Source organism: Streptomyces aquilus (assembly GCF_003955715.1).
GTDB lineage: Bacteria > Actinomycetota > Actinomycetes > Streptomycetales > Streptomycetaceae > Streptomyces > Streptomyces aquilus.
In genome coordinates this window covers 6,826,280-6,838,085 of record NZ_CP034463.1, presented here as the reverse complement: position 1 = coordinate 6,838,085, position 11,806 = coordinate 6,826,280, and the positions used below count along the sequence as shown (strand labels likewise).

The window sequence follows — 11,806 nt, the reverse complement described above, 5'->3', positions numbered from 1 at the left end:
CCTCCAGTATTTTGTACGGATGCCACAGCCGTCACCCACTCCCCGACGCCGTCGTCGTGGCCGCCTCCTGCGTTTCGGGGCGGCCCTCGTGGTCCTGTGTGCCGTCGCGGGCTATCTCGTCGTGCAGTACGTCACCGGGGGCGCGGACGCGCCCGGCTGCAAGGTCGTCTCGGGCAAGGGCGACGGGGCGGCGTACGAGTTCACGCCGGAGCAGGCGGTGAACGCGGCGACCATCACGGCCGTCGGCACCGGGCGCGGGCTGCCCGAGCGGGCGGTGGCGATCGCGCTGGCGACCTCGATCCAGGAGTCGGGGCTGCGCAACATCACCCACGGCGACCGGGACTCCCTCGGCCTGTTCCAGCAGCGTCCGTCGCAGGGCTGGGGCACGGAGAAGCAGATCATGGACCCGGCGTACGCGGCGGGGAAGTTCTACGAGCATCTGGTCAAGGTCTCGGGCTACACGAAGATGCCGCTCACGGAGGCCGCCCAGCGGGTGCAGCGCAGCGGCTACCCGGAGGCATACGCCAAGCACGAGCCGGACGCGGTGCTGCTCGCCGCCGCGCTCACCGGGGCCTCTCCGGCGACGCTGACCTGCGACGGGCGGCAGGCCGCCACGCAGGCCGCCGGTCCGGACGGGGTGCGGGACGCGCTGGTGAAGGACTTCGGGCGGGACGCGCTCGACACGGCCGCCGAGGACGTGGCGGAGGACGCGAAGTCGTCGCCCGCCGCCACCGAGGACGCGGCCGCGGGGCGGACGCTGATCGTGCCGGTCACCGCCGACGACTCGGCCGCCAGGCGCACGGCACGGCAGCGGGGCTGGCAGCTCGCGCACTGGGCGGTGGCCAACGCCTCGACCCTGCACATCCAGAGCGTCGGTTACGCGGGACGGCAGTGGACCGCGGGCAACACCCAGAGCGAGTGGCGGGCCGTCGAGGGCTCGGGCGCGGCGGAGCAGGGCGCCGGGTCCGTGCGGATCGTGACTGCTCAGTAGTACGGGCCGTCACTCGCAGGGGTTACGGGGGCCCGTCTCGGACGCGGGTGTGCGCAGGTTTTCGTCACCTCACCCTCGTATCCGAGAAATCCCTTGAGAACACAGGGCTGTAAGGATTCGGCGGACTTTCGGATCGGGCGCCTTTTGCCCGTTTTTATCCGCAGCCGATAATGCGACGCATTGCCAACTCTTTACGTTGGCCGTCCGCAACCTTCGCGGGCCTCGAGCGGTAGTCACTGCGTCCGAGCCCGGTGATCAACTGCCGGGAGCGGTTGCACACTTCCTCGTTCTCTCCCGTCAAAGGAGCATCATGTCCCTCCCCCTGACCCGCAGGATCGCCCGTGCCGCGCTGCTCGTCGCTGCGGGAGCGGCAGCCGGGGTCGGTGCGGCCGGCTCCGCCAGTGCGGCCCCCGCCGAGCTGCCCGCCACTCCGAACCTGAGCGGTCTGACCGCTCTGGACGGGGCGAGCGTCGGCAACAGCGTCGACGGTGCCACGCAGAACGTCACCAAGATCGCGGGCAACACCGGCGGCAACGCGCTCAAGAAGGCGGTGCCGACGGCGGGCAAGACCGGCGGCAAGGTCGCGAAGAAGGCGGCCCCGGCCGCGCAGCAGACGGCCGGTGACGCGGCGGGCTCCGCCGGGGACATCCTCGGTGACACCACGTCCACCGCGACGAAGGGCGGTCTGCCGACGGACTCCCTCACCAAGGGCGGGCTGCCCGCGGCGGACTCGCTGCCGGTGAAGTCGCTGCCGCTGGGCTGACCGGCCTGAAGCACCGAGGGGCCCGGGGTTCTCCCCCGGGCCCCTCGCGTTGTCCCGCGGTTACAGGCGCTCGACCGCCGCCCGCACGCGTTCATCTGTCGCCGTGAACGCCACGCGCACGTACGTCGCGCCCGCCTCCCCGTAGAAGTCGCCCGGCGCCACGAGGATGCCCAGCTCGGCCAGGTGGGCGACGGTGTCCCAGCACGACTCGTCGCGAGTGGCCCAGAGGTAGAGGCTCGCCTCGCTGTGCTCGATGCGGAAGCCGTGTTTCACGAGCGCCTCGCGCAGGGCCTGGCGGCGGGCCGCGTACCGCTCGCGCTGCTCCTGGACGTGGACGTCGTCGCCCAGCGCCGCGACGACCGCCGCCTGCGTCGGGGCCGACGTCATCATGCCGCCGTGCTTGCGGATCTCCAGCAGGGGGCCGAGGACGGCCGGGTCGCCGGCCAGGAAGGCCGCGCGGTAGCCGGCCAGGTTGGAGCGCTTGGAGAGGGAGTGGACGGCCACGATGCCGTCGTACGAGCCACCGTTGACGTCCGGGTGCAGGACCGAGACCGGGTCGGCCTCCCAGCCGAGCTCCAGGTAGCACTCGTCGGAGAAGAGCAGCACGCCGTGCTCACGGGCCCAGGCGACGATCCGGGTCAGCTCCGCCTTCGACAGGACCTTGCCGGTCGGGTTCGACGGGGAGTTCAGCCACAGGAGCTTCAACCCCTCGGGGTCCAGCTCGGTCCCCGCGGCGGTAGCCGCAAATGTCTCAGCGTCGTAGACCTCGTACTCGGCGCGGGCCAGGCGGGCGCCCACCTCGTACGTCGGGTAGGCCAGGCGCGGGTACGCGACCTTGTCGCCGGGGCCCAGGCCCAGCTGGGTCGGCAGCCAGGCGACCAGTTCCTTGGAGCCGACGATCGGCAGGACGTGCCGGTGGGTGACCTCGCGGGCGCCCAGGCGGCGCTCCAGCCAGCCGGTGATCGCGTCGCGCAGTGCCGGGGTGCCCCAGACCGTCGGGTAGCCCGGGGAGTCCGCCGCGTCGATCAGGGCCTTCTGGATCAGCTCGGGGACCGGGTCGACCGGGGTGCCGACGGAGAGGTCGACGATGCCGTCCGGGTGCGCTGCGGCCGTCTTCTTGTACGGCTCCAGCTTGTCCCAGGGGAAGGTGGGGAGGCGGTCGGAGACTGCGGACACGGGGACTGGCTCACTTTCTGGTACGTACGGCAAACGCCTCGGTCCCGTACGGCGATCAGAGGTGATCTGGCCGTACGGGACCGAGGCGGCACGAAGACTGCGGGCCGCTTACGCGCTTACGCCTGGGGCGGCAGCGCGGCGATGAAGGGGTGGTCCCGCTCGATCAGACCCAGCTTGCTGGCGCCGCCGGGGGAGCCGAGCTCGTCGAAGAACTCGACGTTCGCCTTGTAGTAGTCCTTCCACTCCTCCGGAGTGTCGTCCTCGTAGAAGATCGCCTCGACCGGGCAGACCGGCTCACAGGCACCACAGTCGACGCATTCGTCCGGGTGGATGTACAAGGACCGGGAGCCCTCGTAGATGCAGTCGACCGGGCACTCCTCGATGCACGCCTTGTCCTTGACGTCGACACAAGGCTGCGCGATGACGTAGGTCACGCTGTCGTTCCTCCTCGATAGGGCGCTGGCGGGCCTCCATAGGCTCCGCCGCCTGGCGCGCGGGAGCGCGGCGTCGTCGATGCCCGCCCCTAGTATCTCCGTTCTTGGGCATGATCCGAACAGGAGGGGTGAACTGACCTGTGGAAATCTCTGCGACGGGGCGCCTTGAGGTCCGTATCACCGCAGCTGACGTGGGTAAACGGGTCTCCGTACGCCGCATGAACGATCCTGCGGTTCCGGGTGAGAAGTTCACCGACACGGTGGGTGTTCTCGCATCATGGGACGCCGGTGTGCTTCGGATCACACGCAAGGACGGCGAGACTGTCCGCATCGCGGAATCCTCGCTGGTGGCGGGCAAGGTGGTGCCGAGCGCCCCGGCCCGCCGCCGGGGGCCCTCCGCCTCGTACGCGGAACTCGCCCATGTCTGCACGCGCGCGTGGCGGCCGGTGGAGAGCGAGCGGCTCGGCGAGTGGGAGCTGCGGGCCGCGTCCGGCTTCACCCGACGGGCCAACTCCGTACTGCCGGTCGGCGACCCCGGCATGCCGCTGGACGACGCGCTGGAGGCCGTACGGCGCTGGTACGGCGCTCGCGGACTGCCCGCGTACGTGCAGACCGCGACCGGCGCCGAGGGCACGCAGGAGCTGCTGTGCGCGGAGCTGGAGCGGCGCGGGTGGGTGCGCGAGGTGACGGCCGAGCTGTGGATCGGGGCGCTGGCGCCGCTCGCCGACCGGGCCGGGGGCGCCGGGGTGGAGCTGTCCCGGGACGTGGACGAGGCGTGGCTCGCGCGGTACCAGCGCAAGGGGGTGAGCGAGGTGGCGCTGAAGGTGCTGTCGAGCGGGCCCTCGGTGTGGTTCGCGCAGGTGCCGGGGAGCGGTGGCGTGCCCGCCGCCATCGGGCGGTGTGTCGTGGACGGGCGGTGGGCGTCCTTCGCCGCGGTCGAGGTCGATCCCGGGCAGCGGCGGCGCGGGCTGGCCACCGAGGTGATGGCCGCGCTGGCCCGGCGGGCGCTCGACGAGGGCGCGTCGGCGGCCTGGCTCCAGGTCGAGACGGAGAACGCGGGGGCGCGGGCGCTGTACGCCGGGATGGGCTTCGCGGCGCATCACGCGTACCACCACTACCGGGAACCGGCCGTCGGGAAAAGCGACCGGTGAGCGGCCGGTACCGATCGCTGTGAGAGGGCACGAGCCAGCTATGCGTCTGCCGCATCCACCACCCCCGGAACGCTCCGCCGAACTGCGTCGGCGGTTCGCCGAAGAGGCCCGCTCCGAGCGGCCCGACCTGTCCGCGCTGTGTCTGCTGCTGGGCGCGGAGGCGGACGGCGGCCTCGACGAGGCGGGCATCGACGCGGCCCAGATCGAACTGGACGAACTGGCCGGGCGGCTGCCGTTCCGGCCGGGTGGGCCGCGGTCATGGGCGGTGGCGCTGCGGGAGCTGCTCGGGGAGCGGTGCGGGTTCCGCGGCTCGGCCGCGGACTATCAGCGGCTGGAGTCGTCGTTGCTGCACGAGGTGCTTCGGCGGCGGCGGGGGTTGCCGATCCTGCTGTCCGTGGTGTGGATGGAGGTGGCCCGGCGGGCCGGGGCGCCGGTGTACGGGGTCGCTCTTCCGGGGCACTTCGTGGTGGGGTTCGGGGCCGCGGAGGAGCAGGTGCTGGCCGATCCGTTCGACGGGGGGCGGGTGCTGGCCGGGGCGGACGCGGAGTTGTTGGTGGCGGGGGCCACGGGGGCCTCTCTTGACCCGTCCATGTTGGTGCCGGCCGACCCGCTGGATGTGGTGCTGCGGATTCTCAACAACGTGCGGGCCTGGGCGGCGGCTCGGCCGGAGCGGTCGGATGTGGCGCTGTGGGCTGTTGAGTTGTCGTTGCTGTTGCCCTCGCATCCGGCTCGGTTGAGGTATGAGCGGGCGCAGTTGCTTGTCGAACGGGGGGATTTCCTGGCGGGGGCCGCGGAGTTGGAGGCCTATGCGGAGGTGGTGGGCGCTGTGGATGAGGGGGCGGCTGAGCGGGTGCGGGGGCAGGCTCGGGCGGCTCGGGCGTTGTTGAACTGACATCGCCGTAGGGGCTTTTGCCGGTGGATGAGTGCAGGCGCGTCGTGGCCGGTCGCGCAGTTCCCCGCGCCCCTAAAGCAAAAGCCTTTAAAGCCAGCCCTTCTCCCTTGCCAGGCGCGCCGCCTCTGCCCTGTTCCTCACCGCCAACTTCTGGATCGCCGTCGAGAGATAGTTGCGGACCGTCCCCTGCGACAGGTGCAGCTTCGCTGCCAACTCCGCGTTCGTGGAGCCGTCCTCCGCTGCCCTCAGGACCTCGCGCTCCCGGTCCGTCAGCGGGTTCGCGCCCTCGGCGAGGGCCGCTGCCGCCAAGGTCGGGTCGATGACCCGCTCCCCCGCCAGGACCTTGCGTACCGCCTCCGCCAGTTGGGCGGCCGGGGCGTCCTTGACCAGGAACGCGTCGGCGCCTGCCTCCATGGCGCTGCGGAGATAGCCGGGGCGGCCGAAGGTGGTCAGGACGACCAGCTTCACGCCCGGCAGGGCCTGGTGGACCTGGGCCGCCGCCTCGATGCCGGTCATGCCGGGCATCTCGATGTCCAGGAGGGCCACGTCGACACCGTGGGCCTGTGCCGCGGCCAACACCTCGTCGCCCCGGGCCACTTGGGCGACGACCTCGATGTCGTCCTCCAGGCCCAGGAGGGCGGCGAGGGCCTCTCGGACCATCGACTGGTCCTCGGCGAGCAGGACCTTGATCGTGTGGCTCATGCCCCGGATCCTACGGGCGCCGCCGCGCCGGCGGGCACTCGGGCGAGCAGCCGGAAGCCGTGCTTGGTGCGGCCCGCCTCCAGGGTGCCGCCCGCCTTCCCCAGGCGCTCGGTCAGACCGGTGAGGCCGTTGCCCGGACCCTGGCCGGCGCCGCCGGAGCCGTTGTCCTCGACGGCGAGTTCCAGGACCGGGCCGTCGAGGGTCTGGCGGTGCAGGACCTCGATCGTGCAGCGGGTGGCGCCGCTGTGCCGTACGACGTTGGTGACCGCCTCGCGCAGGGCCCAGGCGAGGGCGCTCTCGCTCTCCTCGGGCACGCCGGCGAGGTCGGGTTCGGCGGGTACGTCGGCCGTGACCGCGGCGGCCGTCAACGCGACCTGGGCGCCCGCGAGTTCCTCGGACAGCCGGGGCCTGCGGTAGCCGGAGACCGCCTCGCGGACGTCCACCAGGGCCTGGCGGCTGACCTGTTCGATGTCGGCGACCTGCTGGGCCGCCTTGTCGGGGTGGTCCGGGAGCATCCGGCCGGCCAGTTCGCTCTTCAGCGTGATCAGGGAGAGCGAGTGACCGAGGAGGTCGTGCAGGTCGCGGGCGAGACGCAGGCGCTCCTCGTTGGCGGCGAGCTGGGCGACGGTGGCGCGGGCCTTGCGCAACTCGACGGTCGTGGCGACGAGTTGCCGGATGCCGGTCATGGAGTAGCCGACCAGCAGCACCACCAGGAACAGTCCCCAGGCCTCGTCCAGGTCGTGGGCGTGCCAGCCCGCCAGCATCATCGCGGCGGTGGTGAGCGGGATCGTCCAGTAGGCGGTCCGCAACGGGAAGGTCACCCCGCAGATGACCGAGACGTACACGAACAGGCCGAGCCATTCGCTGCCGAAGCAGAAGGCCAGGGTGAGTCCGAGCGCCCAGAGGGTGGCGGCGAGGACGTGGATGATCCCGCCGCGGAAGGGCCGGCCCATGGTGCGGAAGACCAGGGTCAGATAGATCCCGACGAAGGCCACGAGCCCCGTCCAGCCGGCCGCCGTTGCCGCGGTGGTGTGGTCACCGGAGCTCAGGTCCCGCACCGGGGAGGCGAGGAACACCAGCCAGGGCAGGACCCACACCAGCTTCCGGATCGCCTCGCCCCGGTTGCGGGGTGGCCGGCCGATCCGGATCAGCCGTTCCGCCCGGGCTTCCTCGTCGGGCCGCAGATCGTCCGTCATCACACTCACGCCTTCAGCGTGTCCTTCCGGTACAGCCAGGCCGCGCCGCCGGCGAACAGGGCGAAGAAGACGGCGAGGACGGCGATGTCCTTGGCATGCGGGGCCTGGCTCTGCTCGATCGCCTGCCCGAGGGCAGCGTACGCGTGCGTGGGCACCCACTTGGCGATGTCCTGGAGCCAGGTCGGGAAGGTCGTCGTCGGCATCCACAGGCCGCCGAGGATGGACAGCCCGAAGTAGGTGATCATCGTGATCGGCCGGACGGCGTCCCCGCTCGCCAGGTACCCGATGGCCACGCCGAGCGCGGCGAAGACGAGGCTGCCGGCCCAGATCGCGCCGGTGAGCGCGAGCCACTGCCAGGCGTCCAGCCGTACGTCCTTCACGGCCGCGGCGACGACGAAGACGACGACTATGGAGGGCAGGCTGACCACGGCCGCGCTCGCGGTCTTCGCGAGGACGTAACCGCGGCCGGGCAGGGTCGTCAGCCGCAACTGCCGTACCCAGCCGCTCTCCCGCTCCTTGGCGATGCGCTCGCTGTTGCCCATCAGGACGGCGGTCAGGGCGCCGAAGGAGGCCATGGACACCATCATGTAGGTCGGCAGGGTCAGGCCCGTGCCGTCGACCTTGTCCGTGCTGTCGGCGCTGCCCGCGATGAGCAGGAAGAGGAGGGACGGGTAGAGGACCGAGAAGAACAGGAACTTGCGGTTGCGCAGGGCGCGGTTGAGTTCCAGCTTGATGAGGCTGTTCATGACGTACGGGCCTCCTCGGCCTCGGTGATGGCGACGAAGGCCTGCTCCAGGCCGAGCCCGGCGACCTCCAGGTTGCGGGGGTAGAGGCCGAGGCCGTAGACGGCGTGGACGGTGGCGTCGGCGTCGGAGGACTGGATGCGGACGGTGGAGCCGGAGACGCTCAGGTGGGCGAGGAAGGGGAGCTCCCGGAGCGCGTCCGGGTCGATCGGGCCCTCCAGGTCGAAGGAGATCCGCCGGGCTCCGGCCTTCGCCTTGATCTCGGCGGCCGTTCCGTCGGCGAGCAGCCGGCCCCGGTGCAGCACGAGCACGCGGTCGGCGACGGCGTCGGCCTCTTCGAGGTAGTGGGTGGCGAACAGGACCGTCCGTCCCTGGTCGGCCTGTTCGCGCATGGTGGCCCAGAAGGCCTGGCGGGTGGTGACGTCCATGCCGGTGGTCGGCTCGTCAAGGACGATCAGGTCACTGTCGCCCGCGGTCGCGAGCGCGAAGCGGACGCGCTGGGCCTGGCCGCCGGAGAGCTTGTTGACCTTGCGGTCGGCGATCTGGGTGATGCCGGCCCGGGCGAGGACGTCGTTCGGCCGGTACGGCTTCGGGTGCAGGTCGCAGGCCAGCCGCACCAGCTCGGAGACGGTCACCTCGTCCATCAGCCCGCCGCTCTGGAGCATCGCGCCGACCCGCCCGGCGACGATCGCCTCACGCGGGCTGGTGCCGAAGAGCCGGACGCTGCCGCTGTCCGGCTGCTTGAGCCCGAGCAGCAGGTCGAGCGTGGTCGACTTGCCGGCGCCGTTGGGGCCCAGCAGGGCCACGGTCTGTCCGGGCTGGAGGCTCAGTGTCAGGCCGTCGACGGCCCGGACCTCGCCGTACGCCTTGCTCACCTGGTCGAATGCGACCGCTGTCGTCGTCATGTGATCCAGAGTGGCCTTCGGGGGCCCTCGTCCGGCAGTGTCGGCGATCCTGAGTGGCGGATGACAGATGTCATACGACGAGCAGGGGGCACCCGGCGCGTGCCGGGTGCCCCCTGGGGCCGAGCGGTCGGGCTAGCTCGGGTTGGTGTCGATGGTGGCGATGCGCTGGGCCGACGTCTTGCCGCGCAGGGCCTTGCGCAGGGCCGAGGCGACGTCCTCGGGCAGGACGTCCCGCTTGCCGCTCGCGCCGTTGATCTGCACGCCGACGAAGGTGGTGCCGTACGCCGACTTGAGCGCATTGAGGTCGTAGTAGTCGACGAGCTTGCCGTCGACCGCCTTGAAGCTCAGGATGTCCGGCAACGACCGCTGACCGAAGTCGATGAAGTGCGCCGGGTCGGTCTGCACCCGGACGGTCTGGGCCATCGCGGGCTCCGCGATCGACTTCATCACCGAGTCGACCTCGGCGTTCGAGATCGTCGGCTGCTTGGTCGTGGTCGGGAGCGTGACCGCGCCCGCCGAGCCGTTCTCCACCTGGGTGCGGTACGCCTGCTCGACCGCCGCCATGGACTTGGCGACGTCGATGCCCTTGCCGGGTTTGCCGTAGACGGCGACGGCCTTGCCGTTCTTGAACTTGATCGTGCCGTCGGTCGCCGAACCGGAGCTGCCGGAGGCGTCCTCCAGAGCGGCGGTCAGCTTCTCCTCGTCGACCGGCATCTCCGGCTCGATCACCCGCTGGCCGCCGAAGAGCGAGCCGATCACCGAGACCGGGTTGTAGTCGCTGGTCGCGGCCTTGCTGACGGTGGCCTGCATGTCGAACTGGAGGCCGGCCTGGTCGGGCTGGAGCGTGACCGTCTTGCCGTCCACCGAGAGCTTGAGCGGCTGGTTCACCTTCTTGTCGAAGGCCGCGTCGAGCTTCTTGACCGCGTCGTCGCGGGTGCCGCCGCCGATGTCGACGCCGAGGACCGTGGTGCCCTTGGGCACGTCGGAGTGGTTCATCAGCAGCCCGACGCCGTACGCGCCGCCCGCGATGACGACCACGCCCACGGCGAGCAGGGTCAGCTTGCTGCGGCCCTTCTTCTTCGCCTTCTTCTTCGACGACGACGCCGGCACGTTCTGCGCGACCGGCTCGGGCAGCTTCGGAGGCGTGTGCGGCAGCGGTCCGTCGGTGGCGGCGCCCGGCCCGAACGGGGAGTTCTGGGCGGTGGACGGCACGACCGGGATACCGCTGGTGACGGTGTGCCCGGAGACGTTGTCCGGCGGGGTGCCGTAGCCGGGGGTGCCGGGTTCGGGGGCCGGCTTCTGCGGGGTGAGGATCGCGGTGTCGTCACTCAGGCCGCCACCGGGGCCGCGACCGGGGGCGGTCTGCGGGCCGCCGTGGGGGGCGACGCCGGGGCCGCCGGGGCCGACACCGGGTCCGCCGGGACCGGTTCCGGGGGGTGCGCCGACGCCGGGGCCGGCGAGGCCGGCGGAGGCGTTGGGCATACCGGGAGCGCCGGGGCCACCGCGACCGCCCGGGCCGCCCGCGCGGCGGTGACCGCCGGGGCCTGCCGGGCCGCCCGGAGCACCGGCCCCGCCAGGACCACCGGGACCACCCGCGCTGCCGGGACCGCCGAGCGCGCCCGGCCCGCCCTGCGGGCCGCCGACCGGCGGTACGACGGGGCCGTCGCCGGTGACCGGGCCGCCGGTCGGGCCCGCGGGGCCCTGCGGGCCGCCGTAGCCGCCCGTTCCGCCGAAGTCGTTGGGCCCGTTGAAGTCGTTGGCGGGCGTGAAGCGGTGCGAGCCGGTGGAGCTGTTGAGGTCGTCGTGGCCGCCGCCGGGGAGTCCGGCCTGGGCTCCGTAACCGTTCTGACCACTCTGCGGGCCCTGGCCGTTCTGGCCGTTCTGCGTGCCGCCGTTGTCCGAGAAGTACGGCAGGTCGTCGCGGCGCGGCTCGGCGCCGGGGCGTGCGCCGCCGCCCAGCGGGCCCGCGGCCAGCGCCTCGGTCACGTCGAAGGAACCCGTGCCGCCGCCGTGGCCGGGCGCGACAGGGCCGCCTGTCGCGCCGGGCAGGCCCGCGCCGTTGGTGGAGCCGGAACGGGAGCCGCCGGGCACGCCCATGGAGCCGACCACGCCACCGGGACGCCCGGCACCGGGCCGCGCACCACCGGAAGCACCGCCCGGAGCACCGCCGGGAGCGCCACCGGCCGGAGCACCCGGCGCGACACCGGAACCGTTCGCCGCGGGCGCCGAACCTCCGGGCAGACCGGCCCCGTTGGTCCCGCCGCCGCCCTGACCGCCCTTGGCGGGGCCGGACTTGCGCGGGGCGAACCAGTCGCTGGTCTTCTCCTCGGCGGACGGAGCCGGCTCGGCGGGAGCCTCGGCCATGCCGTTGCCGGCCGCCATGCCGTTGCCTGCCGCGCCGTTGGCGGCGGGCGCGGTCGGCGCCGGGGTCTCGGCCGTGGTGTCACCCGTGGTGCCCTCGGCGTCCGCGACGGGCGTCCGGACGACGACCGGCGGGATCGGCCGCGACCCGGGGATGTTGATCCGGATCCGGGTCGTCAGCGTGGTCTCGGTCTTGCGCTCATCGGACTGCGCGGCCGAACGGCCCGCGCCCGTACCGTCGTCGGAAGCCATGGGGGTCCCGTAAGGCGGCGTGCCCGAGGGGTATGCGGCTCCGCCGCGCCCGTTGGGCCCGGAGGACGGACTGTCAGTTTCACGACTCAAGGCAGGTTCTCCCGGTTGGCTCCACCGCCCGTGTCGACCTCATCGCTTCGGACGGCTCGGCGGCGCGCACCACCATACTGGCCACTTCTGGCCCGTATCCCACGACCGCTGGGGAAACCCACACGGGACTCGCACGTCCCTGCGGCGGCG

At 72.3% G+C, this 11,806-nt stretch carries 11 protein-coding genes; 4 read left to right on the top strand and 7 right to left on the bottom strand.

The features are described from left to right. Positions 1–19: 19 nt before the first annotated feature. Positions 20–991 carry a VldE C-terminal domain-containing protein gene (locus EJC51_RS31660; protein ID WP_244362945.1) on the top strand — a complete coding sequence of 324 codons (972 nt, stop codon included), beginning with the start codon at positions 20–22 and terminating at the stop codon, positions 989–991. Positions 992–1,301: 310 nt separating this feature from the next. After that, on the top strand, positions 1,302–1,754 hold the full coding sequence (locus EJC51_RS31655) for an ATP-binding protein (protein WP_097268676.1): 453 nt from the start codon (positions 1,302–1,304) through the stop codon (positions 1,752–1,754). 60 nt (positions 1,755–1,814) lie between these two features. On the opposite strand, the gene EJC51_RS31650 is transcribed toward EJC51_RS31655, so the two are convergent. Beyond that, positions 1,815–2,930 carry a bifunctional succinyldiaminopimelate transaminase/glutamate-prephenate aminotransferase gene (locus EJC51_RS31650; RefSeq protein WP_126274195.1) on the bottom strand — a complete coding sequence of 372 codons (1,116 nt, stop codon included), beginning with the start codon at positions 2,928–2,930 and terminating at the stop codon, positions 1,815–1,817. 116 nt (positions 2,931–3,046) lie between these two features. Further along, entirely contained in the window at positions 3,047–3,364 is a 318-nt protein-coding gene (gene fdxA, locus EJC51_RS31645) for a ferredoxin (protein WP_010047804.1), read from the bottom strand. 140 nt (positions 3,365–3,504) lie between these two features. Between fdxA and EJC51_RS31640 the strand changes: the two genes are divergently transcribed. After that, a complete protein-coding gene (locus EJC51_RS31640; RefSeq protein ID WP_126274194.1) occupies positions 3,505–4,515 on the top strand; it encodes a GNAT family N-acetyltransferase in 1,011 nt (336 codons plus the stop codon). A 40-nt stretch (positions 4,516–4,555) separates the two neighbouring features. Continuing rightward, complete coding sequence (locus EJC51_RS31635; protein ID WP_126274193.1) at positions 4,556–5,407, top strand: transglutaminase family protein; 852 nt, start codon at positions 4,556–4,558, stop codon at positions 5,405–5,407. A gap of 87 nt (positions 5,408–5,494) precedes the next feature. Here EJC51_RS31635 and EJC51_RS31630 read toward each other — a convergent pair whose 3' ends face one another. The 5 genes from EJC51_RS31630 to EJC51_RS31610 form a co-directional block, all read right to left on the bottom strand. Beyond that, positions 5,495–6,109 carry a response regulator transcription factor gene (locus EJC51_RS31630; RefSeq protein ID WP_126274192.1) on the bottom strand — a complete coding sequence of 205 codons (615 nt, stop codon included), beginning with the start codon at positions 6,107–6,109 and terminating at the stop codon, positions 5,495–5,497. Continuing rightward, positions 6,106–7,305: a sensor histidine kinase gene (locus EJC51_RS31625; RefSeq protein ID WP_126277204.1), complete on the bottom strand. Its 1,200-nt coding sequence runs from the start codon at positions 7,303–7,305 to the stop codon at positions 6,106–6,108. Before EJC51_RS31625 ends, EJC51_RS31630 begins: the two co-directional genes overlap by 4 nt. A 5-nt stretch (positions 7,306–7,310) precedes the next feature. Continuing rightward, entirely contained in the window at positions 7,311–8,051 is a 741-nt protein-coding gene (locus EJC51_RS31620) for an ABC transporter permease (protein WP_126274191.1), read from the bottom strand. Beyond that, positions 8,048–8,953 (bottom strand): ABC transporter ATP-binding protein, encoded by a 906-nt coding sequence (locus tag EJC51_RS31615; RefSeq protein WP_126274190.1) that lies wholly within the window; start codon positions 8,951–8,953, stop codon positions 8,048–8,050. The genes EJC51_RS31620 and EJC51_RS31615 overlap by 4 nt, the downstream gene beginning before the upstream one ends. Positions 8,954–9,085: 132 nt before the next feature. Beyond that, on the bottom strand, positions 9,086–11,656 hold the full coding sequence (locus tag EJC51_RS31610) for a peptidoglycan binding domain-containing protein (RefSeq protein WP_126274189.1): 2,571 nt from the start codon (positions 11,654–11,656) through the stop codon (positions 9,086–9,088). Positions 11,657–11,806: the final 150 nt, after the last annotated feature.